Raw genomic sequence first — 26612 nt, forward strand, 5'->3', positions numbered from 1 at the left:
TACGGTTGTCGCGTGCCCCATACCGGGCGCGCCGCGCCGATGATATGGTCCGCGCTCAGAGCCACTTCGACGTGAGATGCTCCGAAGAGATGCGCCGCAGCGTGCCCGAAGCCCCCCGCAGAACGACGCTCTCCGTGTAGACGAAGTCGCCGTCGCGGCGAACACCGGCGACCAGTTCACCGTTCGTGACGCCCGTGGCCACGAAGATGGTGTTGCGGCCTGTGACCAGTTCGTCGGCCTCGTACACGTAGCCGTCGACTTTCAGACCTGCATCGATCCCGCGCTGCTTCTCGTCGTCGTCGCGCGGCCAGAGACGTCCTTGGATGTGGCCTCCGAGCGCCTTGATCGCGCACGTGGTCGCGACACCTTCGGGGCTGCCTCCGATGCCGATGCACATGTCGGTACGGGCGTTGTGCCGTGCCGCGTTGATTCCACCGGCGACGTCACCGTCGCTCATCAGCCGCGTTCCGGCGCCGGCGTCGCGGATCTCCTCGATCAGTCGGGCGTGGCGGGGACGGTTCAGCACAGAGACCACGAGCTCGTCGACGGGCTTGCCCAGTGCCTTCGCCAGAAGACGGATGTTCTCGCCGACGGGCAGGCGGATGTCCACGACACCGACGCCGGCCGGACCCGTGACGATCTTGTCCATGTAGAACACACTCGACGCGTCGAGCATGGAGCCGCGATCGGAGACCGCGAGAACCGAAAGCGCGTTGTTGCGTCCCTCGGCGGTCAGCGATGTTCCGTCGATCGGATCGACGGCGACGTCGCACTGGGGTCCGCGACCCGTTCCCACGTGTTCACCGTTGAAGAGCATGGGAGCGTTGTCCTTCTCGCCCTCCCCGATGACGATGACTCCGTCGAAGTTCACCGTGGTGAGAAACGCCCGCATGGCGTCGACGGCCGCGCCGTCGGCCTTCTCCTTCTGGCCCCGTCCGATGAACGGTACGGAGCGAATGGCCGCCGCCTCCGTCGCGCGCACCAACTCCATCGCCAGGTTCCGGTCGGGGTGCAAAGGGCTCATGTCCGCGGTCAGGCTCACCATGACGTCAGCCTAGGCGGCCGCACCCCGCGGGTGCGGCGTTTTCAGCCAATGCCTGAGGAAGGAACTGCACTTCTTATCACTGCGGCAAGCTCGACCCGGCGCTTTTGCCCGGCGGGGGCCTCACCGACGTCGCTGGTGCTTCGATAGGCTGTGCCAGGAATCCCCGCAGAACTGAGGAGCAGAAATGCCTGTCGCCACCCCTGAGCAATACGCCGAGATGCTGGACCGCGCGAAGGCCGGTGGCTACGCGTTCCCCGCGATCAACGCCGCCAGCTCGCAGTCGATCAACGCGATCCTGCAGGGTCTGACCGAAGCCGGATCCGACGGCATCATCCAGGTGACCACCGGCGGAGCCGACTATTTCGCGGGCCACACCGTGAAGGGTCGCGCCACCGGTGCGCTCGCGTTCGCGAAGTTCGCGACCGAGGTCGCCAAGAACTACCCGATCACGGTGGCGCTGCACACCGACCACTGCCCCAAGCCCGCCCTCGAGGACTTCGTGCTCCCGCTGATCGCGGCATCCGAGGAGGAGGTCCGCGCCGGCCGCAACCCCATCTTCCAGTCGCACATGTGGGACGGGTCGGCTGTTGCGCTCGACGAGAACATCGCCATCGCGAAGGAGTTGCTGCCTCGCATGAAGAACATCAACGCGATTCTCGAGGTCGAGATCGGCGTGGTCGGCGGCGAAGAGGACGGCGTCAAGCACGAGGGCTCCAACGAGGCGCTCTACACGACCACCGCCGACGTGTCTCGATTCGTCGAGGCGCTCGGCCTCGGCGAGAACGGCCGCTATATCGCCGCTCTGACGTTCGGCAATGTGCACGGCGTCTACAAGCCCGGCAACGTGAAGCTGCGCCCCGAGCTGCTCGGCGAGATCCAGGCGGGCATCGCGGAGCGCTTCGGCACCGACGCGAAGCCCCTCGACCTGGTCTTCCACGGTGGCAGCGGCTCGACTCCGGAGGAGATCGCGACCGCCGTGGCCAACGGTGTCGTCAAGATGAACATCGACACCGACACGCAGTACGCCTTCACCCGTTCGGTCGCCGGCTTCATGTTCAGCAACTACGACGGCGTGTTGAAGGTCGACGGCGAGGTGGGCAACAAGAAGGCCTACGACCCGCGTGCCTGGGGCAAGGTGGCCGAGACGGGCATGGCCGCTCGCGTCGTCGAGGCGACACAGCAGCTTGGTTCGGCTGGTCACTCCATCAGCCTCTGATCCGCATCGAAGCGCCCCCGGAGCTCACGTCTCCGGGGGCGTTTCTCGTCGGTATCCGTTGCCGCGATGTGCGGTGCCGCGCCGCGCTGAAGGCGGGTGCGGTCGCTGCGATCAGGCAGGGTCGACGTACGCGTCGAGCAGTCCCGGAGCACCGTCGGGCACGTGGATCACCCGGATGGGATCGCCCGCGCGGACGGAGCCCGTACGCACGACGCGCAGGTACGGACCGAGCCGCCGTTCTGCCGAGAACCGCCGCACCCAGCCGCGTTCCGCCGACCGGTCGACGGTGCGCACCCAGCGGGCGAAGGTCTGGCACGGTGTCCGCGGCATCGTCACCTCGACGACGGCCGTCTCCCCGATCCGCCACTGCTCGCCGATACGGGCACGATTGACGTCGAGCCCCTCGACACGGAGGTTCTCGCCGAACCATCCGGGCGGGAGAGGCGCCCGCAGCTGCGTCTCCCAGAACTCGGCGTCCTCCTGCGCGTACGCATACAGAGCCTTGTCCAGGCCACCATGGTGCTTCCGATTCGCCTGCACATCGGCATACGCGCCGTAGCGTCCGAGGCGTACCGCCCCGTCGACCGCGGCCTTATCGATCGCTGTCACACCGAGTGATCCGGCGTCAGGGCGCAGCGCCCGTACGACGCAGACGGCGAGAAGGCGCCCCGTGTCGCTCATCGGGCGAAGTGGGTGACGATCGCAGGGTCTCCGAGCAGCGGCACCGTCAGGCACACCGTGGCGAGGATGAAGGTCACGATCGCTCCGGCGAGAGGAATCCACCACGACAGCCGCCGCGCGCGCAGCGAGACCCACGACAGCAACGCGGTGAGCATCCACCCGCCGATGAAGACGAAGGCGCCGATACGACCCCACAGCTCGCCCTGCGCCGTGTTGGTGAAGGTCGCGTCGATGCCGGCCACCTGCATCCAGGTCTGTGCGAACCCGGAGAAGTCCCACAGCTGCGGCACCGCGCTGACGACGGTCACGAGACCGTACACGAGCAGGGCAAACGTGATGATGCGGTCCGCGGCGCGCGTCGGGCGCGCGGCAGCCGTCGTGGCGGGCGCGGTGGGCGGGTGCGCGCGGCTCGGCACCGTGTGCGGCAGCGCCGGATGCGGCGAGACGGAAGCCGTCTCGGGCTGCTGGATGCGCGCCCGCTGCTCCTCCGGGCTCGCATACTCGCCGTACTGCGGACGGGGGCGCGGCGTCTGCGCGTGTGCGGACGATCCGGTCGGGTCGCTCATCCGCGCGACCGCCCACCCAGTGCACGGTCGTCCCGGCGCCCGCTCGCATCCTGGCGGAGCTCCTTGGGAAGCGAGAACATCAGATCCTCCTCGGCCGTGCGCACCTGCTCGACGTCGGCGTAGCCGGCGCCGGCGAGGTCGGCGAGAACTTCCTGCACGAGCACCTCGGGCACCGAGGCGCCGCTGGTGACGCCCACCGTCTCGACGCCGTCGAGCCAGTCCTGCTGGATCTCGTGGGCGTAGTCGACGCGGTAGGCCGCCTTCGCCCCGTACTCCAGCGCCACCTCGACGAGTCGGACCGAGTTGGAGGAGTTCGCCGAACCGACGACGATGACGAGGTCGGCGTCCTTGGCGACCTTCTTGATGGCGACCTGGCGGTTCTGCGTGGCGTAGCAGATGTCGTCCGACGGCGGATCCTGCAGTTCGGGGAATCGCTCGCGCAGGCGGCGGACCGTCTCCATGGTCTCGTCGACCGACAGCGTCGTCTGCGACAGCCAGACGACCTTCGCCGGATCCTTGACGACGACGCGGTCGGCTTCCTCGGGCGAGTTGACGACGGTGACGTGGTCGGGGGCCTCTCCTGCCGTTCCCTCGACCTCTTCATGGCCGTCGTGGCCGATGAGCAGGATCTCGAAGTCGTCGCGGGCGAAGCGCACCGCCTCGCGGTGCACCTTCGTCACGAGGGGACAGGTGGCGTCGATGGCCTGAAGGCCCCGATCGGATGCCGCGTTCACGACAGCGGGCGAGACGCCGTGCGCGCTGAAGACGACGTGGGCGCCTTCGGGCACCTCGTCGACCTCCTCGACGAAGACGGCCCCCTTCGCCTCGAGCTCGGTGACGACGTGGATGTTGTGCACGATCTGCTTGCGCACGTAGACGGGCGCGCCGTAGCGCTCCAGCGCCTTCTCGACCGCGATCACTGCGCGGTCGACGCCGGCGCAGTACCCTCGCGGCGAGGCGAGGAGCACCCGCTTGCGTCCGGGGACCGGGTTATCCTGAAGCCGTCCGCGCGGGCCTGGAACATGGGGCGTCGGAAGACGGATGGCTGTGCTGCTCACCCCTTGATTCTAGGGAGAGCGGGCTGAGTGAGGGCCGCATGCGCGCGGCGGAAAGGTATCGATGGCATCGTTCGCGTCCGCTCCCGGGCACGTCCCTCCCCCCGATGCGGTCGCACCGCGAGAGTCGCGCGCGGACGCACCGACGTCGGTCTCGCGTCTGAACGAGACCATCCGCGGGTTCGTCTCGACGTGGGGATCCGTCTGGGTCGAGGGTGAGATCACCGCATGGAACCTTCGCGGCGGACACGTCTTCGGGCGTTTGAAGGACGCGAACGGCGACGCGATGCTCTCGTTCCGTCTGTGGTCATCCACCCTGCAGCGCCTGCCCGACGACCTCAAGGTCGGCGACCTCGTGGTGGCGTGCGTGAAGAGCGACTTCTTCGTGAAGACCGGGGACTTCACCTTCACCGTCTCCGCGATGCGCCACACGGGCCTCGGCGATCAGCTCGAGCGGCTCGAGAAGCTCCGCGGGCAGCTCCGGGCGGAGGGGCTGTTCGACCCCGCCCGCAAGAAGCGCCTCCCCTTCCTCCCGCAGCTCGTCGGCCTCATCACCGGTGAGCGCAGCGACGCCGAGAAGGATGTTCACCGCAACGCCGAACTGCGCTGGCCGGGCGTCCGCTTCCGCACGATCCATGCCGCCGTCCAGGGCGAGCGCTGCGTTCCCGAAACGATCGCGGCGCTCACGGCGCTCGACGCCGACCCGGAGGTCGACGTGATCATCATCGCCCGCGGCGGCGGCGATCCGCAGACCCTGCTCGGCTTCAGCGATGAACGCCTGGTGCGTGCGGTGGCCGCGGCATCCACGCCGGTCGTCTCCGCGATCGGCCACGAGAACGACCATCCCCTGCTCGACGACGTCGCGGACGTACGGGCGTCGACACCGACGGATGCCGCCAAGCGCGTCGTCCCCGACGTCTCGGAGCAACGGGCGCTCGTGAACCAGCTGCGCTCGCGTGCGCGCACGCGCCTCACACAAAGGGTCGGTCACGACATCGCCCAGCTCGAGCAGCTGCGCTCGCGTCCTGTGCTGCGGACGCCCGAGTCTCTGCTCACGCCCCGCACCCACGAGCTCTGGACCCTCGTCTCGCGCGGCCGCGACATCGTGCACCGACGGATGGATGCCGCGGAACGCACGACGGCGCAGCTGCGCGCGTCGCTGCGCGCCCTCTCCCCCGGCGCGACACTCGAACGCGGCTATGCCATCGCCCATCTGGATGCCGGGGTCATCGTCCGCGACGCTCGTCAGGTACCGGCCGGCACCGCGGTGACGGTCACCGTCGCCGACGGCTCGTTCACCGCCCGATCGGAGGGCCCGCTCGCAGAAGACGTCGGCGGGGCGCCCTAGAATGGACGCCATGACCAGCGACACGGCCACCGACGTCGCCGATCTGTCGTTCGAGCAGGCCCGGGACGAACTCGTCCGCGTCGTGGCCGAACTCGAGCAGGGTGCCCCGACCCTCGAGCAGTCGCTCGCCCTCTGGACCCGGGGCGAGGCTCTCGCTGCGCGGTGCGAGGAGTGGCTGCTCGGCGCGAAGCGGCTTCTCGATGCCGCCCGTCCCGCGGACGCGGAGTCGTAATGGCATCGGGTCCTCGCATCGTCGCGGAGCTCGGCCGACCCGAGACGCCCGCGGAGACCGCCGATCGCAAGGCGGCCGCCTCGCGGGCGTACCGTCAGAGCAAGACCTTCCGCAACCTGGTGGCGGCTCTCCTGGTCATCATGGCCGTCGTCGCCGTCGTCTACTTCGGGGTGCCGCGCGGTTCACTGCCCGACCCTGAGGAGGCGGACGTGGCCGCGGCAGCGCAGAGCGCGTCGGCAGCCATCGGACACCCCCTGCTGGTTCCTGTCGTCCCCGAGAACTGGCGCGCCAACTCGGCGCGACTGGAGGGCTCGATGTGGCGCGTCGTGTATGCACCGCCGAGCGGCTACGTGCGCGTGGCACAGGGCGTCGACGCCGACGCCGGATGGGCGACGAAGGTGCTGGGCGGGTTCGCGCCCTCCGGCAGCGTCACCATCGACGGGATCGCCTGGGACGAGTACACGATCCCTGCCGCCGCCCGCACCGACACGGTCTCGTACGCCATCTCGACGACGGCCGGCTCCGACACGGTGCTGATCTACGGGGCGACTGACGCCGCAACGGCCGCCGTCGCGGCGTCGGGCGTCACCGATCAGATTCTGACCATGCGCGAGGAGAAGAGATGAACGCAACCGCCCGCCCGACCCCTTCGCTCGTCTGGGAGGAGATGCTCGAGGGCAACGCCCGTTTCGTCGCGGGCGCGCCGCGGCATCCGCGACAGGACGTCGAACGGCGCAACGAGCTCGCCGCCGCCCAGACCCCGCGCGCCGCGCTGTTCGGCTGCGCGGACTCCCGCCTGGCGGCGGAGATCATCTTCGACCAGGGACTCGGCGATCTGTTCGTCGTCCGCAACGCCGGCCAGGTCGCCTCCGACTCCGCCGTGGCCAGCCTGGAGTACGCGGTGGCGGCGCTGGATGTCTCGCTCATCATCGTGCTCGCGCACGACGCGTGCGGCGCCGTGCGCGCCGCGATCGACTCCACCGCGCTCGGCTCTCCCGAACTCCCCCCGCACATCTGGCGCCTGATCGCCCGCATCGTGCCGGCGGCACGCACCGTGCTCCGCGATGCCGGCGGCGAGGTCGACCCGCGGGAGCTGGACGCCGAAGACGTCGGACGGGAGCACCTCAAGAACACGGTCGACGACCTGCTCTCCTCGTCGCGGCTCATCGCCGACGCCGTCGCCGAGGGCCGACTGGGCATCGTGGGCGCGAACTACCGGCTGAGCGAGGGCACGGCGGTGCCGCACGTCGCCGTAGGCCTCCAGACGGCCTGAGCCGGGCTCCCGGCCGACACCACAACCGAAGACGCACAGGAAACGAGGACGTGACCGCAATGACCGAGACCACCGAGTACCGCATCGAACACGACACGATGGGCGAGGTGCGCGTGCCGAAGGACGCTCTCTACGCCGCACAGACCCAGCGCGCCGTGGAGAACTTCCCGATCTCGGGCACCGGGCTGGAGTCGACGCAGATCGCCGCGCTTGCGCGCATCAAGAAGGCCGCGGCGCTGGCCAACAAGGAACTCGGAACCCTTGATGGCGCGATCGCCGATGCGATCGCGGCTGCCGCCGACGACGTCATCACCGGTCGATACGACGCCCACTTCCCCGTGGACACATACCAGACGGGATCGGGCACCTCGTCGAACATGAACATGAACGAGGTACTCGCCTCACTCGCGACGCAGAAGCTCGGCGCGCCGGTGCATCCGAACGATCACGTCAATGCATCGCAGTCGTCCAACGACGTCTTCCCGACCTCCGTCCACATCGCCGTCACACAGGCGCTCATCGATGACCTCATCCCCGCCCTCGACCACCTCGCTGTCGCCCTGGAGGCGAAGGCGCTCCTGTGGAAGGACGCCGTGAAGTCGGGCCGCACGCACCTCATGGACGCGACTCCCGTGACCCTCGGACAGGAGTTCGGGGGGTATGCGCGCCAGATCCGCCTCGGCATCGAGCGGGTGCGTGCCGTGCTTCCCCGCGTGGGCGAGGTGCCGTTGGGCGGCACGGCCGTCGGCACCGGCATCAACACACCACTCGGCTTCCCGCAGAAGGTCATCGCGCTCCTGGCCGAAGAGACCGAACTTCCCATCACCGAAGCGCACGACCACTTCGAGGCGCAGGCCAACCGCGACGGCCTGGTCGAGGCATCCGGCGCCCTGCGCACGATCGCGGTCTCGCTGACGAAGATCAACAACGACCTGCGATGGATGGGATCGGGCCCCAACACCGGCCTCGGCGAGTTGCACATCCCCGACCTGCAGCCCGGGTCCTCGATCATGCCCGGCAAGGTGAACCCGGTCGTCCCCGAGGCGACCCTCATGGTGTGCGCGCGCGTGATCGGCAACGACGCGACGGTGGCCTGGGCGGGCGCATCCGGCTCGTTCGAGCTGAACGTCGCGATCCCGGTCATGGGCACGGCCCTGCTGGAGTCGATCCGCCTGCTGTCGAACGCGATGCGCGTGCTGGCCGACAAGACGGTCGACGGTCTGGAAGCGAACCTCGAGCGCGCCGCCGCCTTCGCCGGGATGTCGCCGTCGATCGTGACCCCGCTCAACAAGCTCATCGGCTACGAAGCGGCGGCGAAGATCGCCAAGCACGCCGTCGCCAAGGGCATCACGGTGCGCGAGGCTGTGATCGACCTCGGCTACGTCGAAAGAGGAGAGCTGACCGAGGAGCAACTCGACACGAAGCTCGACCTTCTGTCGATGACGCACCCCGGCTGATCGCTTGCTCCCCCTGTCGGGTTCATAATCAGAGGGTGAATCGCGCCGTCCGCCCTCCCCGTGCGGCAAGGCGCGCACGCGGGCTCGGCGTCGTCCTGGCCGTGGTCGCGGCGGGATTCGGACTGACGGCGGTCGCGCTGCTCTCGGTCCACGCCGCGACCGGCGCGCCGACCACCTGGGTCTCGGTCGTCGTCTTCGCCGCTGCAGCGGCTCTGACACTCGCGGTGACGGCACTGGTCGGCTGGCTGCTCCTGGACGAGAGCCGCCAGACGCCAGAGCCGCCTGACGGCCTCGAGAGCCCCGATGCTCTCTTCGACGCCCAGCGCCGGCTCCTGGACGACGTGCGACACGAGTTGAAGACGCCGATCACGATCGTGCGCGGACACCTGGAGCTCATGGATGCCGCCGACCCCTCCGACGTCGCGGCGACGCGTGTGCTCGGCATCGCCGAACTCGATCGCATGACGCGCTTGATCGGCGACATCGACCTGCTGGCCGCCGTCGAAAGCGACAGCTTCACGATGGGAGATGTCGATCTGGACGCGCTGACCCGACGCGTCGCGGAGCTGGTCGCCGTCATCGCGGACCACGACTGGGGGGTCGAGCAACGCGCAGCAGGGATCATCCACGGCGACCGTGATCGCCTCCTGCAGGCGTGGCTGCAACTGGCCGACAACGCGGCGAAGTACACCCCCGCCGGCTCGGCGATCGAGATCGGCAGCGCCGTGCATCCCTCCGGAGCTCAGCTGTGGGTGCGCGATCACGGCCCGGGAATCGCGCCCGCCGTCCGCCACCGCATCTTCCGTCGCTTCGACCGCGGCACGGGCAAGCGGTCGGTCGGCGGATCGGGCCTCGGCCTCGCCATCGTCGACGCGATCGCGAAGGCCCACGGCGGTCACTGCACCGTGGCCGACACGCCGGGTGGCGGTGCCACCTTCACCATCGAGATCCCCATCGGCACGCAGGCGACGCTGCCCACACCGGTGCGTGCGGGGGATGTCGTCCAACAACGGGAGGCCTCCGGATGACTCGCATCCTCATCGTCGACGACGAGCCGCATATCGTGTCGATGGTCACGCGCGCCCTGTCGGCCGAAGGGTATGAGACGACCGCCTGCGAGGACGGCGCCGCCGGACTCGAACGCGCGTCGCGAGGCGACATCGACCTCGTGATCCTCGACGTCGGGCTGCCGGGCATGGACGGATTCGAGGTTCTCCGGCGCCTGCGCGGCGACGGGCAGTCCCTCCCGGTCATCATGCTGACGGCTCGCAGTTCGGCCCGCGACGCGGTGGACGGTCTGGATGCCGGGGCCAGCGACTACGTTCCGAAGCCGTTCTCTCTCGCGGAGCTGATGGCGCGCGTGCGCTCGCGTCTTCGGGAGCGCACGGGTGCCATCACGATGGTCCTCTCCCGCGGGGATGTGACGCTCGACTTGCTGGCGCGCCGCTGCACGGTGGCCGGTCACGACGTCGACCTCTCCGCGCGCGAGTTCGCACTCGCTGAGCAGTTCCTGCGGCACGCCGGTGAGGTTCTCACGCGTGAGACGCTGCTCAGCCGCATTTGGGGCCTCGACTTCGATCCGGGCTCGAACGTCGTGGACGTCTACGTGCGGTATCTGCGGGCAAAGCTCGGCGCCGACCACATCGCGACTGTCCGCGGCGAGGGCTACCGCTGGGAGTAGACCTCGCCGCGGACGGCGCGGGTACGGGCGGGCCGCGTCAGCTCAGCTCGCCCTGCTCCAGCAGATCGGTGACGAGCGCGGCGATGGCGGAACGCTCGGATCTCACGAGTGTCACGTGACCGAAGAGGCTGTGCCCCTTCAGCGTCTCGATCACTGAGGCGATGCCGTCGTGGCGGCCGACGCGGAGGTTGTCACGCTGGCCGACATCGTGGGTCAGCACGACGCGCGAGTTCTGTCCGATCCGACTGAGTACCGTGAGCAGCACGTTGCGTTCGAGCGACTGCGCCTCATCGACGATCACGAAAGCGTCGTGCAGAGAACGTCCGCGGATGTGCGTCAGCGGCAGCACCTCGAGCATCCCCCGCGCGACGACTTCCTCGAGGACGTTTCCGGAGACCACCGAGCCGAGGGTGTCGAAGACCGCCTGCCCCCACGGGTTCATCTTCTCAGACTGGTCGCCCGGCAGGTAGCCGAGCTCCTGGCCGCCGACGGCGAAGAGCGGGCGGAAGACGATGATCTTCTTCTGCTGCTGGCGCTCGAGGACGGCATCCAAGCCGGCGCAGAGGGCGAGGGCCGACTTCCCCGTTCCCGCACGTCCGCCGAGAGAGACGATCCCGACCTCGGGATCCATGAGCAGGTCGATCGCGATGCGCTGCTCGGCGCTGCGGCCGTGCAGCCCGAACACGTCCCGGTCGCCGCGGACGAGACGGAATGCGCCGTCTCCCGTGACCCGGCCGAGAGCCGACCCCCGCTCGGAGTGGATCACGAGTCCCGTGTTCACCGGGAAGCCGCGCACCTCGTCGCTGGTCGCGACCTCCGCCTCGTAGAGGTCACTCATGTCGTCGCCGGAGATCGCGATGTCGGCGATGCCCGTCCACCCGCTGTCGACGGCCTGCTCCGCGAGATACTCCTCGGCGTGGATGCCGAGGGAGGCGGCCTTGACGCGCATCGGGAGGTCCTTGGAGACGACCGTGACCTGCTGACCGTCGGCAGCGAGGTGCATGGCGACGGAGAGGATCCGCGTGTCGTTGTCGCCGAGGCGCATGCCGGCGGGCAGAACGGAGGAATCGGTGTTGGTCAGCTCGACACGCAGCGTTCCCCCCTCCCCGACCGGGACGGCGAAGTCCAGTCGACCGTGCTCGACACGCAGCTCGTCGAGGTGGCGCAGAGCCTGCCGGGCGAAGTAGCCGATCTCCGGGTCGTGCCGCTTGCCTTCGAGCTCCGTGATCACCACCACGGGGACGACGACGGAATGCTCCGCGAACCGGAAGAACGCGCGCGGATCGCTCAGGAGCACGGAGGTGTCGAGGACGTAGGTCCGCAGATCGGTGTCCGCGGCCCCCTCGACGCTCTCATCGATCCGGCGTTGCTGCAGTGAAGCCCGTGTGGTCACAACTCACTCCCGCCCCGGGTGGAGCACCCGGCAGTTTCGAGTCGACCGTGGCCACGAGTCGTGTGGAGGCCGACCCGACCGGGCGCCTTGCCCGATGTGATGACCGTACGGCCGGCGATGCAGGCGCGCCAGCCGCGACACGCCGCCGGTCGATGACGGGGACGTTAACGTGTGATGTCGTCGGCGGACGCAGCCTCGGCGGCCTCCGCGGGGGGTGCGACGACCTCGAGCGAGATCGGCGCGTCATCCGCAGAACCGGGCTCGGACAGCGCGAGCGCCGCGGGAGCGGGGTCGATGATGACGCGGCTGGCGGCGACCTCGGCCAGCGCGTCGCCGAGCAGGACGAAGCTGTCGGCGCCCGTTCCCACGTGCGGCGCGACCCGGATCGTGGTGCCGCGGGCGGTGACGGTGACGCCCTGATTGGCGAGAGCTGCGGCCAGCGGCGCCGCCTCGTGAGGTGCAGGCTGCAGCGCCACGATGCCCGCGTGCCGGTCGCGCGGGGTGAGGACGGGGACCCCGTAGCGATCGGCGAGCTCCATCACGGCCCGTGCGCGTGCGCGCAGCTCGGCGGCGATGGCGGGAATGCCCGCGTCGACCACTTCGCGCAACGCCGCCGCGAGGCGACCGGCAGCGAGGTGGTCGGCCGGGGCGACCTGGTATGCGGCCGCTGTCGGCAGCGGCGCCGGCACACCCACGCTGGTCGTGTCGCCCTGCATGCCGGAAATCCCTGACAGCACCGGCTCGATCCGTTCGCGCGCCCGATCGGAGAACCTCGCGAAGCCGGTGCCCCGGCCGGCCCGAAGCCACTTGTATCCGTTGCCGCAGACGACATCGGCCGCATCCCAGTCGGCGTCGACGACGCCGAAGCCCTGAACGGCATCGACGATCAGCAGGCGGTCGCCGATCCGCTCACGAATCTCGCGCACGTCGGCGACAGCGCCCGTGCGGAAATCGACCAGGCTGACGGCGACGGCGGTGACATCGTCATCGAGCGCCTCCGCCACGGCATCCGCCGTGACGATCCCGGCGACGGGCTCGATCTCGCGAACCGAGAGCACACCGCGAGCGTCCTGCGCGCGGCGTGCCGTCACCCGCAGGGCGGGAAACTCCTGAGCCGAGACGATGACCGTGCCACGAAGCCCCTGCATCGCGTGCTGCAGTCCGTGGGTCGTCGACGGCTGCAACACGACCTCGTCGACGGCGCATCCGAGAACCTGTGCGACCAGCCCGCGCGCCTCGTCGGATCTCTCCGACACCAGATCGATGCCCGAACGGCGCCCGCTGCCGAGAAGCTCCGCGTCGGCCAGGGTCTCGGCTCGAACCGCCGGCGAGAGCGGTCCGAATGCCGCCCAGTCCAGATACCCCGCTGCGCTGTCGAAGGTATCGAGGTAGGGCTGCAGGTCGTTCACGTCGCCCATTGTCCCACGCCGAGTCGTTCGGGGACGGATCGCGTGGCCCCCGTCAGCTGCCGTAGCGGCGATCGCGCGTGGCGTAGTCGCGGATCGCGCGGAGGAAGTCGACCTCGCGCAGATCCGGCCCGAGCGCTTCGACGAAGTAGAACTCGGAATGCGCCGACTGCCAGAGCAGGAAGTCGCTGAGACGCTGCTCGCCGGAGGTACGGATCACCAGATCGGGATCGGCCTGCCCTCCGGTGTACAGATGCTCGCCGATCTGCTCCGGGGTGAGGCTGGCGGCGAGCTCTTCGAGCGAGCCGCCGCGCTCGTCGTGCTGCGCGATGATGCTGCGAACGGCGTCGACGATCTCGCTTCGTCCGCCGTAGCCGACCGCGAGGTTCACGTGCAGGCCCGTGTTTCCGGCGGTCCGCTCCTCCGCCGTCCGTAACACGCGGGCCAGGTCCGGTGGCAGCATCTCCGCACGACCCACGTGCTGCACGCGCCAGCCGGGCTCGAGCGAGAGTTCGTCGGCGAGCTCGGCGATGATCTCGATGAGATCGGCGAGCTCCTGCGAGTCGCGCTTGGTGAGGTTGTCGGTGGACAGCAGGTAGAGCGACACCACACGGATGCCGAGATCGTCGCACCAGCGCAGGAACTCGTGCATCTTCGCGGCTCCGGCACGGTGTCCGTGCGCGACCGTCGTGAAGCCGGCCTGACGCGCCCAGCGACGATTGCCGTCGATCATCATCGCGACGTGGTGGGGAACGGTGTCGGGGGTCAACTCGCGACGCAGGCGCGAACTGTAGAGGCGATAGAGGAATCCACGCCCCTCGCCCGAACCGGTGGGTGTCACGTTCCTACGCTATCGCGCGAGCCCCGGCCCCGACCGTACACAGGATAAGTGCGGAAGACGGCATGAGGCTGCGCGTAGGCTCGGTGCCGTGACCCGACACGCATCCGCCGAGGGCGCCGACATGCCCCAGCTCCCGCTTCTCGAAGCCGGCTCCGTCCGTGCACAAGTCGAGCTGAAGCCCACGTGGCGTGGCTGGATCCACGCCGGAACATTCCCGGTCGCCGTGGCCGCCGGGGTCCTGCTCATCGTCTTCGCTCAGGGTGCGGCCGCGAAGTGGGCAGCGGTCGTCTTCATGGTGACCTCGCTCCTCCTGTTCGGCAACTCCGCGCTGTATCACCGGTTCACCTGGGGGCCGACGACCAAGGCGGTGCTCAAGCGCATCGACCACGCCAACATCCTGCTGCTGATCGCGGGCACCTACACGCCGATCGCCGTGCTGGCGCTGACGCCCGACAAGGGCACCCTCCTGCTCGTGCTGGTCTGGTCGGGCGCGATCCTCGGCATCCTGTTCCGCGTCTTCTGGATCAACGCCCCGCGGTGGCTCTACGTGGCGCTCTACCTTCTGCTGGGGTGGGCAGCGGTGATGTACATCGTCGACCTGCTGCAGGCGAACCTCGCGATGATGGTCCTCGTCATCGTCGGCGGGTTGCTATACACCGGCGGAGCGATCGTCTACGCGCTGAAGAAGCCGAACCCGTGGCCGGGCCACTTCGGGTTCCACGAGATCTTCCACGTGTGCACCGTGCTGGCTTTCCTCTGCCATTGGACGGCGTGTTTGCTGATCGCGCTGCACCCGCTCGTGCCCTCTCTGGGCGCCGCGGGCTGAGCCGGCGCGTACCGGTCGGACCCACGGCGCACCGGCGTCAGCGTGAGGCGGGGTCGATGTCCTGGTCGTCGGTGTCGCTCGCCTCGACGGCCGCCGCCGCCTGAGCGTCGGCGCGGGCCTCGGCATCCGCTGCCGTCTTCGCGTCGAGTTCCTCCGCGATCTCTGCGCGGTAGCCGGCACGACGGATGCGCCGCAGCATGTCGATGAGGAGGAAGATCACGGCGATGGCGACCACCGCGATGCCGACGAAGCCCACGAATCCCGGAGTGACGGCGTCAGGGTTAACCGTCATGGTGGGAGTCGGAATCGCCGGGTCGGCGATCGCCGACAGCGCGATCGTCAGTGCGTGCATCGTTCCTCTGTTCCGCGCGGAGCGCCTAGCCTGGAAGTCCAGCCTAGAACCTCGGGAAGTGTCATGACCGCGATGCGCACACAGCAGGAGCTCGACGACCGCTACGGCCGAGCACGCAGCGCGGGGCGCCGTCGCTGGACCTGGATCCTCGGGGGCGCGGTCGTTCTCGCCCTCATCGGCTACTTCGGATGGAACACCTACACGCAGGCGGCTCAGTCCGTGGACATCGACGTCACCGGATTCGATCTCAGCGATGCTCCGCACAGCGTGACGGTCGATTTCCAGCTCACGCTGGCGCGCGGAAGCGCCGTCAGCTGCGTGGTCGAGGCCCAGGACGAGGAGCACGGCATCGTCGGGTGGAAGGTCGTCTCCTACCCGGCCGACGACGCCCACAGCCGCACGTTCAGCGAGCGGGTGGCGACCACCGCCGCTGCGACGACCGGTTTGGTCCCCTCGTGCTGGATCCCGTAGGCTGATTCGACACATGCGCCCTGGCAGCTGCCGGGGCGTTTGGCATAGTGTCGGCGGCCGGTGCCGCACACGCGCATCGACCGCCCCCATCGACAAGGAGACGACGTGGCCGAGAACACGGAGACCTTCCTCACCCAGGACGCCTACGACCGGCTCGCCGCCGAGCTCGAGCACCTGTCGACGACGGGTCGCGAAGAGATCGCCAAGCGCATCGAGGCCGCCCGCGAAGAAGGCGACCTCAAGGAGAACGGCGGCTACCACGCCGCCAAGGACGAACAGGGCAAGCAGGAAGCACGCATCCGCACCCTGCAGGCGCTGCTGAAGGACGCCGTGGTCGGCGAGGCCCCGGAGTCCGACGGCACCGTGAAGGGCGGCACCGTGGTGACGGCGATCGTCGCCGGCGGCGAAGAGGTGTTCCTGCTCGGCAGCCGCGAGATCGCGGCGGGCTCCGAGCTCGACGTCTACAGCGAGGCCTCCCCGCTGGGCGCTGCGATCCTGGGCCTGGCGGAGGGCGAGAAGACCTCGTACACCGCGCCGAACGGTCGCGAGATATCGGTGGAGATCGTCAAGGTCGAAACCTACAACGGCCAGTAGCGGCGGGCCCCGCGTCAGTCCTGCGCGACGCGGGGGCGGAAGCCTGCCTCCTCCAGAACGCCGATGACGTGGGCGCGGTGTTCTTCGCCGCGAGTCTCGACGCTGAGCTGCAGGATGACCTCGCTGATCTGCAGACCCTGGCCGTGGCGCGTGTGGAGCGCCTCGATCACGTTCGCTCCGGCTATGGCGAGCAGTTCCGACACGCGCGCGAGCTGGCCCGGCCGGTCGGGCAGCGGGATCTGCAGGGTCATGTAGCGACCGGATGCCGCCAGTCCGTGCGCCACGACGCGTTGCAGCAGCAGCGGGTCGATGTTGCCTCCGGAGAGGATGACGGCAGTGGGACCGCTCGCCGTGATCTTGCCGGCGAGGATCGCAGCGACGCCGACGGCGCCAGCGGGCTCGACGACCTGCTTCGCGCGCTCCAGCAGCACCAGCAGCGCCCGGGCGATGTCGTCGTCGCTCACGGTGACGACCTCGTCGACGAGTTCACTGATCACCTCGAAGGGTGCATCTCCGGGACGCGCGACGGCGATGCCGTCGGCGATGGTCGGCGTCGTGGCAACCGTCAGCGGTACGCCGGCGGCGAGGGAGGACGGGTACGCGGCGGAGTTCTCGGCCTGCACGCCGATGATCCGAACGCGTCTGCCCTCGAGGGCTGCCCGCGCCTTCACCGCGGCGGCGACCCCGGCGATCAGTCCGCCGCCACCGATCCCGACGACGACGGTCTCGAGCTCGGGCACGCCGTCCCACAGTTCCAGACCCATCGTCCCCTGGCCGACGATGATGTCGCGGTGATCGTAGGGGTGGATCATCACGGCGCCGGTGCGTTCGGCGAACTCCGCCGCGAGCCGCAGCGGCGTCTCGACGGTCGCCCCTTCCAGCACGACCTCGGCGCCGTAGCCGCGGGTCGCGAGGAGCTTGGGGACCGGCACGCCCAGCGGCATGAAGATCGTGGCGGGGATGCCGAGCTTCTGCGCGGCCGAGGCGACGCCCTGGGCGTGGTTGCCGGCAGAGGCGGCCACCACGCCGCGTGCACGCTCTTGTGCGCTCAGACGCGACAGTCGGTAGGTCGCCCCTCGGATCTTGAACGAGCCCGTGCGCTGCAGGTTCTCGAGCTTCAGGTAGACGGGCGCACCGAGCACCTCCGTGAGGTGGTCGGAGACGTCGAACGGCGTCTTCACGATGACGTCGCGCAGGACGGCGGCGGCGTCCTCGAACTCCGCCAGGGTCGGGAGGGTCACGCGGGCTTCTTCCTACTGCGGGGAACGGTGCTCCAGATGAGATCGGCCCGATCGGGTGGGGCCAGGGGATCGTTCGCGCGGCGTCCGAGGTAGACGGCGACGACGTTGATGAACGCCGCCAGCGGGACGGCGAAGAGTGCACCGGGGATGCCGGCGATCATGGCACCGCCGGCGACGACGAGTACGACGGCCAGCGGGTGGACCTTGACGGCCGAGCCCATCAGCAGCGGCTGCAGCACATGTCCCTCGAGCTGTTGGACGCCCAGGACGACGACCAGCATCCACAGCGCGATCCAGGGCCCGTTGTAGACGAGGGCGAGGAACACCGCCAGCGCACCGGTGACGATGGCGCCGACGAAGGGCACGAACGCGCCGAGGAAGACGAGCACGCCGATCGGGATGGCGAGCGGAACACCGAGGAGGAAGGCGCCGAGCGCGATGCCGGTGGCGTCGATCGTCGCAACGAGCAACTGCGTGCGCGCATACGTGACGACGGTGCGCCAGCCGGCGCGGCCGGCACCGTCGACCTCGCTGCGCGCGCGTCGCGGGAACAGGCGCACGACCCAGCTCCAGATGCCACCGCCGTCGGCGAGGGTGCACAGCAGGATGAACAGCGTGAGCACCGCGCCGGTGGCGACGTGGCCGACGGTGGAACCGACCGCCAGAGCCCCCGACCAGAGCACCTCCGCCTGCTGCTGCAGGTAGCCGCCCGCCTGGACGAGGAGATCGTCGATCTGCTGCGCCGTGAGGTGGAGCGGCCCGTCGATGAGGTACTGACGGAACTGGCCGATCGCTTCGGTGGTGCGCACCTGCACGCTCGACCACTCACGGGTGATCTGCCAGATCGCCAGCCACAGCAGCCCTCCGATCACCGCAACCGTGCCGAGCACCGACAGGACGATCGCCAGCCACCGCGGTACCCCGTGCGCCAGCATCCAGGTGAAGGCCGGCCACAGCAGCGCGGTGACGAGGATCGCCACCATCAGCGGGATCACCAGGAGCTTCAGCTGGATGACGAGCCAGATCAGGATGCCGGCCGCGATGGCGATGACCACGAACCGCCACGCATACGCCGTCGCGACTCTGAGGCCCCGAGGAAGCCCGCGGTCGATGTCGGAGGCGACCGTGCGCTCGCGCAGAGTGTCGAGGAACGACCCGCGCGGCGCGGCGCCGTGTCTGTCGTCGGTGCCGCTCATCCCGCCAGTCTAGAACTCAGAACCGTCCGCCCATTTCCTGCAGACGGGCGATGCGATCCGGGATCGGTGGATGCGTGGCGAACAGGCGCTCCATCGCACCGGGTCGAAGCGGGTCGCTGATCCAGAGGTGAGCCATCGACGTGTTCGCCTTGGCGAGCGGTCGGCCGTACTCCCCCAGCTTGGCAAGAGCAGATGCCAGGCCGTCGGGGTCGCGGGTGGTGAGAGCACTGGTCGCATCGGCGAGGTATTCGCGCTGGCGCGAGATGGCTGCCTGGACGACCGCGGCCATCAGCGGCGCCACGATCGCGGCGACCAGGCCGAAGATGAGGAAGAAGAGCTGGGACTGGCTGTTTCCGCCGCGCCGGCCGCCCCCGAAGAAGGCCATCCGCAAGAGGATGTCCGCCACGAGCCCCACGGCGACCACGAGACCGAACACCACGAGCGTGACGCGGATGTCGTAGTTGCGGATGTGCCCGAGCTCATGCCCGAGCACCCCCTCGAGTTCACGATCCGTCATGATCTCGAACAGGCCCGTCGTCACCGTGATCGCCGCGCGCTCTGGCGTGCGTCCGGTCGCGAAGGCGTTGGGCGCGGCATCCTCGACGACATAGAGCCGCGGCATGGGGGTGCCCGTCGTCAGACACAGGTTCTCGACGATCCGGTAATAGCGCGGAGCCTCCTCGCGCGTCACCTCCTGCGCACCCGACAGCGCGAGGGCTTCGCGGTCGGCGACGAAATACTGCACGGTCGCGTAGCCCGTGGCCCCCAGGAGCACGAACGCCGAGATCCACCAGTTGTTGCCCGCGAGCCATCCCGCCGCCAGGCCGATCAGTCCGAGGACGATGATGAAGCCGGCCAGGATCAGCCAGGTGTTGCGCTTGTTGCGGGCGATCGCGGAGTACATGCCGCCCGCCCGATCAGAACTGGATGCGCGGCGGCTCGGCGATGGCGGCGCCGTCGACGACCTCGAAGAACTCCCGCTCGTGGAAGCCGAGGTTGCGCGCGAACATGTTGTTCGGGAACACCTTGATCTTCGTGTTCAGCTCGCGCACGCCGCCGTTGTAGAAGCGACGGGACGCCTGGATCTTGTCCTCGGTGTCGACGATCGACTGCTGCAGCTGGAGGAAGTTCTGACTCGCCTGCAGCTGCGGATACGCCTCGGCGACCGCGAACAGCGACTTCAGCGCCTGCTGCATGTGGCCTTCGGCCACGCCGGCTTCGGCGGGTGAGCCGGCGGTGAGCGTCTCCGCGCGGGCGCGGGTGACGTTCTCGAAGACCGCCTTCTCGTGCGCCGCGTACCCCTTGACCGTCTCGATGAGATTGGGCAGCAGATCAGCGCGCCTCTTCAGCTGCACGGTGATGTCGCTCCACGCCTCGTCGACGCGCACACCGAGCGCGACCAACGAGTTGTAGGTCGCCCAGAGATAGATTCCGGCGATCACCACCAGAGCGACGACGATCAGGACCGGGATCAGCCATTCCATACGACTCCCATCGACTGAGGATCATCCTATCGGCGCGAGGGGCCACGTCATCCGCCGCGGCCAGCACTCCCAGCGGTTCCCCATCTGCACAGGTGCGAGACAGACCCTCACGCGCCGAGGACGCGGTCGAGATAGGCGTTGCGGAACATGCGCGTCGGATCGAGGCGGTCACGCAGCGCCAGGAAGTCGTCGAAGCGCGGATACCGCTCGCGCAGAGCCGCCGCATCGAGCGTGTGCAGCTTTCCCCAGTGCGGCCGGCCGGCGTGGGCGCGCATGATCTCCTCGACGGCGGCGAAATAGGCACGGTGGTCGGCGCGCCAGTATCGATGCACGGCGATGTAGCCGCTGTCACGCGCGTAGGCCGTCGAGAGCCACCGGTCGTCCGCGGGCGCCACCCGCACCTCGATCGGGAACTCGATGCGCCACCCCGACGCGTCCACGAGGTCGCGCACCTCACGAAACGCCGACGCCAGCTCGTCCAGCGGCACGGCGTACTCCATCTCACGGAAGCGCACGCTGCGCTGCGTGGTGAACACGCGATGCGACGCATCGGAGAACCGCCGATCCCCCCACACCCGGGCGGACAGCCAGTTGATCGCCGGCACGAGCGGCGGGGCGAGCCGACCGGCGCTGCACACCAGTTGGTGCACGCCGTTGCCCACGATCCGCTCATCGAGCATGCGCGACAGGGGCGACAGCGGGGCCGTCGGCGCATCTGTCGGCATCCGGGTGTTCGTCTTCGTCAGGGCGACAGTGGTGTGCGGAAACCAGTAGAACTCGAAGTGGTCGACGCCGCGGACGCGCGCATCGAGGTCGTCCACGACGGCGTCGAGAGGTTCGGGCTGTTCCTGTGCGCCGAGCGCGAACGCCGGCACGCATTGGAGCGTCACGTCGACGAGGATGCCGAGGGCGCCCAGACCGAGCGCGACGGCAGGCAGCAGTTCGGGCTCGTTCTCGTCGCCGACGGTGAGCAGCTCTCCATCCGCCGTGACGAGCGTGGCACCCACGACCTGGGTCGCCAGTCCCCCGTGACCGAGACCGGTGCCATGGGTGCCGGTCGAGAGCGCTCCGGCGATGGTTTGACGATCGATGTCGCCGAGGTTCGCCATCGCGAGACGGTGGGGCGCGAGCAGCGCCGGAATGCGGTGCAGTCGCGTGCCGGCCAGCAGGCGCACACGCCCGCGCTCGCGATCGACGGCGATCACGCCGCTCAGCTCGCTCAGATCCAGCAGGGTTCCCGGCGCCGCCGCGATCCCGGTGAAGCTGTGTCCGGCGCCGACAGCCTTCAGCGCGCGCCCGCGAGCGCCGGCCGAGCGCGCGGAACGGCGCACCGCCTCGATCGTCGTGGGGTACTCCACCAGCTGCGGGCGCACGCTCTCGGTGCGCGCCCAGTTCTGCCATGTGCCGCCGGGCCGTGTCACAGGAAGCTCTTCCCTTCGCCGCGGTAGGTGGCGGCTTCGCCGACGAGGCTCTCGCCGAGGGTGAGCTGGTAGCGGTCGACGCGCTCGGACAGCTCACCGCTCTTCGCGTGGCGGAACCAGACCCTGTCGCCCACGCGAAGGCGGCGCGCCGACTCGCCCTGCAGGGGCGTCTGCACCTCCCCGGCGCCCTCCCGCGCGAGGGTCTTGAGCCCGGTCGGCCACACCGGGCGGGGCTGGCGAGAGGCGACGGGCGGGCCCGACGCGATCCATCCGCCTCCCAGGACGACGGCGATGTCCTCGAGCGGCTTGCGCACGACCTCGAGCGCGAAGGCTGCGGCGGGCGCCGGCATGAAAGCGCGGTAGCCGTCGAACAGGTGACCGGCGAGCAGCCCGCTGCCGGCCGTCGTCTCGGTGACGGCCGGGTCGGCTGCCGTGTACTCCAATGAGCCGGTGCCGCCGCCGTTGACGAACTCCAGGTGCGTGATCTCACGCAGCCCCGCCACGATCGCTCCCCGCCGGGCGACGAGCTCGTCCCGTGATTGGTGCTGCATCCAGCGGATGACACCGTCGCCGGAACCGGTGTGGTCGGGTTGTCCGGCGATCTGTGCCTCGTACATCATCAGGCCGACCAGCTCGAAACCGGGACGGGCGACGATGGAGCGCGCAAGCCGCACGACTTCCGCCGGTTCGTGCACAGGCGAGCGACGCACGCCGATGTGGCCCAGCACGGGTGCCCGCCACGATGCGTCCGCATCGATCGCGACACGGATGCGTGCGCGAGAGGCGGGAGCGGCGACGGCATCCACCGCATCCAGCTGGGCGGGATCGTCGACCATCAGCGTGATCCGGTGCGCGAGATCGTCGTCGCCGACGAGCTGCTCCAACGCCGCGCGGTCCACGCTCGGGTATCCGAGCACGATGTCGTCATGCTCGCGCGCGAGCCAGAGCGCCTCAGGAAGCGTGAAGGCGAGGATGCCGCGGTAACCCCCGATCGCGAGGGTGGCGTCCAGGACCTCACGGACGCGGATCGACTTGCTGGCCACGCGGATCGGCACACCCGCGGAGCGGACCACGAGATCCATCGCGTTGAACCGGAGCGCATCGAGGTCGATGGCGGCCACGGGTCCGGCCACTGCCGAGACCGCGGCCGATCGTGCCGTCCAGAACGCCGCCGGCTCATCCCAGCCCGGGCCGGTGGCAGGGGGAAGGCTCAGGAGGTCCAGGCTCATCGGTTCGGGCTCTTTCGCTCGTGAGGGCACCAGCCTAGATGACACGGGGTGTCATCCGCAGTGGAACTCGAGGGATCTTTCGGCCGGCTGACGCGCATCGGCGGGAGTACCCCCGGACGGACTCGAACCGACACTGAAGCGATTTTAAGTCGCCTGCCTCTGCCATTGGGCTACGGGGGCCCGCTACCAGGGTAGCGACGCCACACGCACGAAACCCCCACACCGCCGGGGCGGGTGGGGGTTCATGACGCGCGAACCGCGGTTCAGCTGGCGGCGGTGGCCTTCTCCTCGACCTTGGGCTCGGCCGCACCGGTCTTCTCGGCAGCGACCGACTTCGGGTCGATCGCCGGTGCCGCCGGGGCAGCAGCCGGCGCCGCCGGGCGCGGACGCGAGGCGAACTCCTCGAACACGTAGCGCGGGTTCTGGACGGTCTGCAGCGACACGTTGTCGCGGCGGAGCCAGAAGTTGTGCCACCAGTCGCCGATCACGCGCCACTTGCGCTCCCACGAGGGCATGGCCAGACCGTGGTAGCCGCGGTGCGCGCACCACGCGATGAAGCCCTTGAGCGCAATGTTTCGCGACTGGAAGACACCGTTGTACAGTCCCAGGCCGGCGACGGCACCGAGGTTGTGATGGATGTACTCGCGGGGCAGCTCGTCGCGGAGGACGGCCACCAGGTTCTTCGCGAGCAGCTTGGCCTGACGGACGGCGTGCTGCGCGTTGGGCACGCAATAGCCGCCGACGCCCTTGCCCGTGAGGTCCGGGACGGCGGATACGTCACCGGCCGCCCACGCGCCCTCGACGACCTCGTCCGCCGTTCCGACACGCAGGTCGGCACGGGTGCGGATGCGGCCGCGTTCCTCCACCGGCAGGTCGCTGCCCCGCACGACGGTGGGGTTGGCCATGACGCCGGCGGTCCAGATGATGAGATCGGTCGGGATGACCTCGCCGGTCGAGAGCTCGACGTTGCCGTCCACGGCGCCGGTGACCTGGGTGTCGAGGTGCACGTTGGCGCCCCGCTTGGCGAGGTCCTTGAGCACCCACTCGCTCGTCTTCAGCGACACCTCGGGCATGATGCGCCCCATCGCTTCGACGAGGTGGAAGTGGGTGTCCTCGAAGCGCAGCTGCGGGTAGTCCTTCAGCAGCGAAGAGGCGAGAGCGCGGGTCTCCGCGAACACCTCGATGCCCGCGAAGCCACCGCCGACGACCACGACGGTCAGAAGGCGGTCGCGTTCGGGACCGGCGGGGAGGTTGGCCGCACGGTCGAAGTTTGTGAGGATGCGGTCGCGGACGGCGACGGCCTCCTCGATCGTCTTCAGGCCGATCGCGTTCTCGGCGATGCCGAGGATCGGGAAGGTGCGCGAGACAGCACCGGCGGTCACCACGATCTGGTCGTAGCTCTCCTGCCACGCGTCGCCCACGGCCGGCGTGATGGTGGCCGTGCGGGTGGCGTGGTCGATGCCGGTGACCTTGGCGGTGACGACACGCGTCTTCTTCAGGTGCCGACGCAGGCCCACGACGACGTGACGAGCTTCGATCTCACCGGCCGCGACCTCGGGCAGGAAGGGCTGATACGTCATGTACGGCAGCGGGTCGACGATCGTGACCTCGGCCTCACCCTTGCGCAGGTGCTTCTCGAGCTTCCACGCCGTGTAGAAGCCGGCGTAACCGCCACCGACGATGAGGATCTTGGGCACGGCACGCGCAGCCGTGCTGGTCTCTGTGTGAGTCACAGGTGGAAGCACTCCTTGAATCAACGGCTCGGAGTACGAGGTGCGCGCTCCGATCTGATGCGCCGGGCAGCAGCAGTGACACCGAGCGCGACCAGTATAGCCGTCAGGGTCACCCCCACGAGCGGCACGGTTCCGTAGAGGAGGGTCTCGACGCTGGGCAGCAGCGGAGAACGCCGGTCGAGCGTCTCGGCCGCCGGCAGCTGTTCGATGGTGACGGGCGAGGAGGTCGGGGTGGGCTGGGGACCGGCGTCGGCGCGACGGTACAGCCGGATCCAGTCGGACAGACTTCCCATCGGGTTGCTGTCGACGCTTGCGACCGACGCGCTCACCGCGGCGTTCGCATCGATGAGCCCGTAGCCGTACTTCTCGTCGGGCACCTTGGTCGCCGCGGCGGCGGGCCGCGCCGTCTTGATGATGCGGTTGATGACGTTGTCGGCGTCCAGGTCGGGGTGAGCCGAACGCACGAGCGCCGCGATGCCGGCCACGATGGGCGCGGCCCCGCTGGTCCCGTCCCAGACGACGAGCTGCCCGTCGGCGGAGACACCGAGCAGCTGCTCGCTCGGCGCGGAAATGCCGATGGTGATGCCCTGCGTCGAAGCCTGTTCGCTGGCAGTGCCGGCACGGTTGACACCGCCGACGGTCAGCACCCCGGGGATGGTCGCCGGCGCGCCCACCTCTTCGGTACCGCTGCCCTTGTTTCCGGCGGCCACCACGACCACGACGTCGTGCTCGAACGCGTATTGGAAGGCATCGTCCCAGGACGGGTCCCAGGTCAGGGTGTTCGTCGTGAACGAGAGGTTGATGATGTCGGCGCCGTGATCGACGGCCCACTTCATCGCATCGGCGACCTGCTGCACGAACGGCACCGAGGATGCCGCGCCGAATCCGATCGACAGCGAGAGCAGATTCGCCTCGGGGGCGACGCCGATCATCCCAGTGTCGGCACCGGTTCCGCGGGCGGCCGCCAACGAGGCCACCCAGCTGCCGTGGTTGGCATCGACAGCCCCGACCGGGGTGCGCCCGTCCGACGACCCCGCTCCGGAGAAGTCCGCTCCCCCGACGACCGCACCGGAGAACTCCACCGGAGAACGCCCGATGCCCGTATCGATGACCGCGATCGTCACCCCCTTGCCGCGGGTGGTCTGCCACGCCTGCCGGATGCCGTACTCGTCGAGCCAGTACTCCGCCGCGCGGGCGGGATCGCCCGTTCCCGGCGGAGGTGCCGTCGCGGCGAGGGCCGACGGCCCGGCGGGAGCCGTCGGGGCAGGGTCGCCAGCGGCGACGGCGACCGCGGGAATGCTCGCCGCACCCGCCGCCAGCTGCCCGCCCAGCGCGATCAGCACGGCCGCGACGACGGCGACGACACGCCGCCGCCGAGCGCTCACACCGCGCTCCGCGGGTGGGCGCACGTGCAGCGCTCGGGCGACCACTCGGCGCGCGCGAGCGCGAGGTCGCCGATCGGGTTCACGCCGGCTCCGGCGGCCAACGCGTGCCCCGCCAGGGCATGCAGACACTTCACCCGCGTCGGCATCCCGCCCGCGGAGATGCCGGCGATCTCCGGCACGTCGCCGTAGACCGCTCGATCGGACAGGTACGCCTCGTGCGCCGCCAGATACGCGGCGGCGACGTCCTCATCGTCGGCGAGCAGGGCGGCCAGCTCGGGCATCACCTGGTTCGCCTCCAATGCCGACATCGCGGCCGTCGCCCCGGGATGGGTGAGGTAGTAGAACGTGGGAAACGGTGTGCCGTCGGGAAGCCGCGGTTCTGTGGCGACAACCGTCGGGTTGCCGCAGGCGCAACGCGCGGCGATGCCGACGACGCCACGCATCGGACGCCCCAACTGGGACCGCATGGCCTCGAGGTCGGCGGCG

Annotated in this window: 28 protein-coding genes and 1 tRNA gene; 11 read left to right on the forward strand and 18 right to left on the reverse strand. The window is 69.5% G+C overall.

The genetic code is table 11. From position 1 onward, the window contains the following. Positions 1-55: 55 nt before the first annotated feature. Complete coding sequence (glpX, locus tag JOE53_RS08110) at positions 56-1045, reverse strand: class II fructose-bisphosphatase (protein WP_112931245.1); 990 nt, start codon at positions 1043-1045, stop codon at positions 56-58. 184 nt (positions 1046-1229) lie between these two features. On the opposite strand from glpX, the gene fbaA reads away from it, so the two are divergent. Beyond that, positions 1230-2261: a class II fructose-bisphosphate aldolase gene (fbaA, locus tag JOE53_RS08115; protein WP_204947371.1), complete on the forward strand. Its 1032-nt coding sequence runs from the start codon at positions 1230-1232 to the stop codon at positions 2259-2261. A 111-nt stretch (positions 2262-2372) separates the two neighbouring features. Here fbaA and JOE53_RS08120 read toward each other — a convergent pair whose 3' ends face one another. From JOE53_RS08120 to JOE53_RS08130, 3 genes are all read right to left on the reverse strand, one after another. Then, positions 2373-2870: an MOSC domain-containing protein gene (locus JOE53_RS08120; RefSeq protein ID WP_325168492.1), complete on the reverse strand. Its 498-nt coding sequence runs from the start codon at positions 2868-2870 to the stop codon at positions 2373-2375. Positions 2871-2938: 68 nt separating this feature from the next. Further along, positions 2939-3508 carry a DUF6264 family protein gene (locus JOE53_RS08125; RefSeq protein WP_204947372.1) on the reverse strand — a complete coding sequence of 190 codons (570 nt, stop codon included), beginning with the start codon at positions 3506-3508 and terminating at the stop codon, positions 2939-2941. Then, positions 3505-4566: a 4-hydroxy-3-methylbut-2-enyl diphosphate reductase gene (locus JOE53_RS08130; protein WP_204947373.1), complete on the reverse strand. Its 1062-nt coding sequence runs from the start codon at positions 4564-4566 to the stop codon at positions 3505-3507. Before JOE53_RS08130 ends, JOE53_RS08125 begins: the two co-directional genes overlap by 4 nt. Positions 4567-4627: 61 nt before the next feature. On the opposite strand from JOE53_RS08130, the gene xseA reads away from it, so the two are divergent. The 7 genes from xseA to JOE53_RS08165 are packed head-to-tail and all read left to right on the forward strand — an operon-like array spanning position 4628 to position 10554. Continuing rightward, positions 4628-5911 (forward strand): exodeoxyribonuclease VII large subunit, encoded by a 1284-nt coding sequence (gene xseA, locus JOE53_RS08135; RefSeq protein WP_204947374.1) that lies wholly within the window; start codon positions 4628-4630, stop codon positions 5909-5911. 1 nt (position 5912) lies between these two features. Continuing rightward, on the forward strand, positions 5913-6143 hold the full coding sequence (locus JOE53_RS08140; protein ID WP_083867978.1) for an exodeoxyribonuclease VII small subunit: 231 nt from the start codon (positions 5913-5915) through the stop codon (positions 6141-6143). After that, a complete protein-coding gene (locus tag JOE53_RS08145) occupies positions 6143-6769 on the forward strand; it encodes a DUF4245 family protein (RefSeq protein WP_036318402.1) in 627 nt (208 codons plus the stop codon). Before JOE53_RS08140 ends, JOE53_RS08145 begins: the two co-directional genes overlap by 1 nt. Further along, on the forward strand, positions 6766-7416 hold the full coding sequence (locus tag JOE53_RS08150; protein ID WP_204947375.1) for a carbonic anhydrase: 651 nt from the start codon (positions 6766-6768) through the stop codon (positions 7414-7416). Before JOE53_RS08145 ends, JOE53_RS08150 begins: the two co-directional genes overlap by 4 nt. Before the next feature lie 59 nt (positions 7417-7475). After that, positions 7476-8873 carry a class II fumarate hydratase gene (locus JOE53_RS08155; protein ID WP_039412314.1) on the forward strand — a complete coding sequence of 466 codons (1398 nt, stop codon included), beginning with the start codon at positions 7476-7478 and terminating at the stop codon, positions 8871-8873. 35 nt (positions 8874-8908) lie between these two features. Beyond that, a complete protein-coding gene (locus JOE53_RS08160; RefSeq protein ID WP_271171042.1) occupies positions 8909-9901 on the forward strand; it encodes an ATP-binding protein in 993 nt (330 codons plus the stop codon). Further along, positions 9898-10554, forward strand: coding sequence for a response regulator transcription factor (locus JOE53_RS08165; protein WP_005052579.1), 657 nt, complete (start codon positions 9898-9900; stop codon positions 10552-10554). The genes JOE53_RS08160 and JOE53_RS08165 overlap by 4 nt, the downstream gene beginning before the upstream one ends. Before the next feature lie 37 nt (positions 10555-10591). Here the strand turns inward: JOE53_RS08165 and JOE53_RS08170 are convergent, their stop codons facing one another. The 3 genes from JOE53_RS08170 to JOE53_RS08180 all read right to left on the reverse strand — a co-directional run bounded on the left by JOE53_RS08170 (position 10592) and on the right by JOE53_RS08180 (position 14194). Beyond that, complete coding sequence (locus JOE53_RS08170) at positions 10592-11947, reverse strand: PhoH family protein (RefSeq protein WP_204947376.1); 1356 nt, start codon at positions 11945-11947, stop codon at positions 10592-10594. 164 nt (positions 11948-12111) lie between these two features. Then, the gene (locus JOE53_RS08175) at positions 12112-13365 is read right to left on the reverse strand and encodes an aminotransferase class V-fold PLP-dependent enzyme (protein WP_204947377.1); all 1254 of its coding nucleotides are present in this window, start codon (positions 13363-13365) and stop codon (positions 12112-12114) included. 43 nt (positions 13366-13408) lie between these two features. Beyond that, positions 13409-14194, reverse strand: a complete 786-nt coding sequence (locus tag JOE53_RS08180; protein ID WP_005052573.1) for an isoprenyl transferase — start codon at positions 14192-14194, stop codon at positions 13409-13411. Positions 14195-14315: 121 nt separating this feature from the next. On the opposite strand from JOE53_RS08180, the gene trhA reads away from it, so the two are divergent. Then, a complete protein-coding gene (trhA, locus tag JOE53_RS08185; protein ID WP_204948200.1) occupies positions 14316-15020 on the forward strand; it encodes a PAQR family membrane homeostasis protein TrhA in 705 nt (234 codons plus the stop codon). Positions 15021-15057: 37 nt separating this feature from the next. On the opposite strand, the gene JOE53_RS08190 is transcribed toward trhA, so the two are convergent. Further along, positions 15058-15372: a hypothetical protein gene (locus JOE53_RS08190; RefSeq protein ID WP_204947378.1), complete on the reverse strand. Its 315-nt coding sequence runs from the start codon at positions 15370-15372 to the stop codon at positions 15058-15060. 63 nt (positions 15373-15435) lie between these two features. On the opposite strand from JOE53_RS08190, the gene JOE53_RS08195 reads away from it, so the two are divergent. Both JOE53_RS08195 and greA read left to right on the forward strand, forming a co-directional pair. Beyond that, complete coding sequence (locus JOE53_RS08195) at positions 15436-15843, forward strand: DUF4307 domain-containing protein (RefSeq protein ID WP_005052566.1); 408 nt, start codon at positions 15436-15438, stop codon at positions 15841-15843. Between the two features lie 105 nt (positions 15844-15948). Then, complete coding sequence (gene greA / locus JOE53_RS08200) at positions 15949-16437, forward strand: transcription elongation factor GreA (RefSeq protein WP_005052563.1); 489 nt, start codon at positions 15949-15951, stop codon at positions 16435-16437. A gap of 14 nt (positions 16438-16451) precedes the next feature. Here the strand turns inward: greA and ilvA are convergent, their stop codons facing one another. From ilvA to JOE53_RS08250, 10 genes are all read right to left on the reverse strand, one after another. Continuing rightward, positions 16452-17678, reverse strand: coding sequence for a threonine ammonia-lyase (ilvA, locus tag JOE53_RS08205; protein WP_061682927.1), 1227 nt, complete (start codon positions 17676-17678; stop codon positions 16452-16454). Continuing rightward, positions 17675-18874 carry an AI-2E family transporter gene (locus tag JOE53_RS08210; RefSeq protein WP_204947379.1) on the reverse strand — a complete coding sequence of 400 codons (1200 nt, stop codon included), beginning with the start codon at positions 18872-18874 and terminating at the stop codon, positions 17675-17677. Before JOE53_RS08210 ends, ilvA begins: the two co-directional genes overlap by 4 nt. A gap of 16 nt (positions 18875-18890) precedes the next feature. Beyond that, positions 18891-19778: a M48 family metalloprotease gene (locus JOE53_RS08215; protein ID WP_204947380.1), complete on the reverse strand. Its 888-nt coding sequence runs from the start codon at positions 19776-19778 to the stop codon at positions 18891-18893. A gap of 13 nt (positions 19779-19791) precedes the next feature. Beyond that, entirely contained in the window at positions 19792-20358 is a 567-nt protein-coding gene (locus JOE53_RS08220) for a LemA family protein (protein ID WP_005052555.1), read from the reverse strand. Positions 20359-20465: 107 nt separating this feature from the next. Beyond that, positions 20466-21779 (reverse strand): D-arabinono-1,4-lactone oxidase, encoded by a 1314-nt coding sequence (locus JOE53_RS08225; RefSeq protein ID WP_204947381.1) that lies wholly within the window; start codon positions 21777-21779, stop codon positions 20466-20468. Beyond that, entirely contained in the window at positions 21776-23008 is a 1233-nt protein-coding gene (locus JOE53_RS08230) for an alanine racemase (protein WP_204947382.1), read from the reverse strand. The genes JOE53_RS08225 and JOE53_RS08230 overlap by 4 nt, the downstream gene beginning before the upstream one ends. Before the next feature lie 107 nt (positions 23009-23115). Next, positions 23116-23188 (reverse strand) — tRNA-Leu (locus JOE53_RS08235). 83 nt (positions 23189-23271) lie between these two features. Next, a complete protein-coding gene (locus JOE53_RS08240; protein ID WP_373876952.1) occupies positions 23272-24741 on the reverse strand; it encodes an NAD(P)/FAD-dependent oxidoreductase in 1470 nt (489 codons plus the stop codon). A 20-nt stretch (positions 24742-24761) separates the two neighbouring features. Beyond that, complete coding sequence (locus JOE53_RS08245; RefSeq protein WP_082784293.1) at positions 24762-26126, reverse strand: S8 family peptidase; 1365 nt, start codon at positions 26124-26126, stop codon at positions 24762-24764. Next, a complete protein-coding gene (locus JOE53_RS08250) occupies positions 26123-26593 on the reverse strand; it encodes a DUF501 domain-containing protein (protein ID WP_061683025.1) in 471 nt (156 codons plus the stop codon). The genes JOE53_RS08245 and JOE53_RS08250 overlap by 4 nt, the downstream gene beginning before the upstream one ends. Positions 26594-26612: the final 19 nt, after the last annotated feature.

It is taken from the genome of Microbacterium laevaniformans (assembly GCF_016907555.1).
Lineage (GTDB): Bacteria > Actinomycetota > Actinomycetes > Actinomycetales > Microbacteriaceae > Microbacterium > Microbacterium laevaniformans.

What these genes read in the sequence shown, in the direction of transcription:
- xseA (WP_204947374.1), top strand. Translation starts at nt 4,628, where the DNA reads ATGGCATCGTTCGCGTCCGCTCCCGGGCACGTCCCTCCCCCCGATGCG.
- JOE53_RS08155 (WP_039412314.1), top strand. Translation starts at nt 7,476, where the DNA reads ATGACCGAGACCACCGAGTACCGCATCGAACACGACACGATGGGCGAG.
- JOE53_RS08175 (WP_204947377.1), bottom strand. Translation starts at nt 13,365, where the DNA reads ATGGGCGACGTGAACGACCTGCAGCCCTACCTCGATACCTTCGACAGC.
- JOE53_RS08210 (WP_204947379.1), bottom strand. Translation starts at nt 18,874, where the DNA reads ATGAGCGGCACCGACGACAGACACGGCGCCGCGCCGCGCGGGTCGTTC.
- JOE53_RS08250 (WP_061683025.1), bottom strand. Translation starts at nt 26,593, where the DNA reads ATGCGGTCCCAGTTGGGGCGTCCGATGCGTGGCGTCGTCGGCATCGCC.
- JOE53_RS08150 (WP_204947375.1), top strand. Translation starts at nt 6,766, where the DNA reads ATGAACGCAACCGCCCGCCCGACCCCTTCGCTCGTCTGGGAGGAGATG.
- JOE53_RS08165 (WP_005052579.1), top strand. Translation starts at nt 9,898, where the DNA reads ATGACTCGCATCCTCATCGTCGACGACGAGCCGCATATCGTGTCGATG.
- JOE53_RS08140 (WP_083867978.1), top strand. Translation starts at nt 5,913, where the DNA reads ATGGACGCCATGACCAGCGACACGGCCACCGACGTCGCCGATCTGTCG.
- trhA (WP_204948200.1), top strand. Translation starts at nt 14,316, where the DNA reads ATGCCCCAGCTCCCGCTTCTCGAAGCCGGCTCCGTCCGTGCACAAGTC.
- fbaA (WP_204947371.1), top strand. Translation starts at nt 1,230, where the DNA reads ATGCCTGTCGCCACCCCTGAGCAATACGCCGAGATGCTGGACCGCGCG.
- JOE53_RS08230 (WP_204947382.1), bottom strand. Translation starts at nt 23,008, where the DNA reads ATGAGCCTGGACCTCCTGAGCCTTCCCCCTGCCACCGGCCCGGGCTGG.
- JOE53_RS08220 (WP_005052555.1), bottom strand. Translation starts at nt 20,358, where the DNA reads ATGGAATGGCTGATCCCGGTCCTGATCGTCGTCGCTCTGGTGGTGATC.
- JOE53_RS08125 (WP_204947372.1), bottom strand. Translation starts at nt 3,508, where the DNA reads ATGAGCGACCCGACCGGATCGTCCGCACACGCGCAGACGCCGCGCCCC.
- glpX (WP_112931245.1), bottom strand. Translation starts at nt 1,045, where the DNA reads ATGGTGAGCCTGACCGCGGACATGAGCCCTTTGCACCCCGACCGGAAC.
- JOE53_RS08195 (WP_005052566.1), top strand. Translation starts at nt 15,436, where the DNA reads ATGACCGCGATGCGCACACAGCAGGAGCTCGACGACCGCTACGGCCGA.
- JOE53_RS08190 (WP_204947378.1), bottom strand. Translation starts at nt 15,372, where the DNA reads ATGCACGCACTGACGATCGCGCTGTCGGCGATCGCCGACCCGGCGATT.
- JOE53_RS08215 (WP_204947380.1), bottom strand. Translation starts at nt 19,778, where the DNA reads ATGTACTCCGCGATCGCCCGCAACAAGCGCAACACCTGGCTGATCCTG.
- JOE53_RS08145 (WP_036318402.1), top strand. Translation starts at nt 6,143, where the DNA reads ATGGCATCGGGTCCTCGCATCGTCGCGGAGCTCGGCCGACCCGAGACG.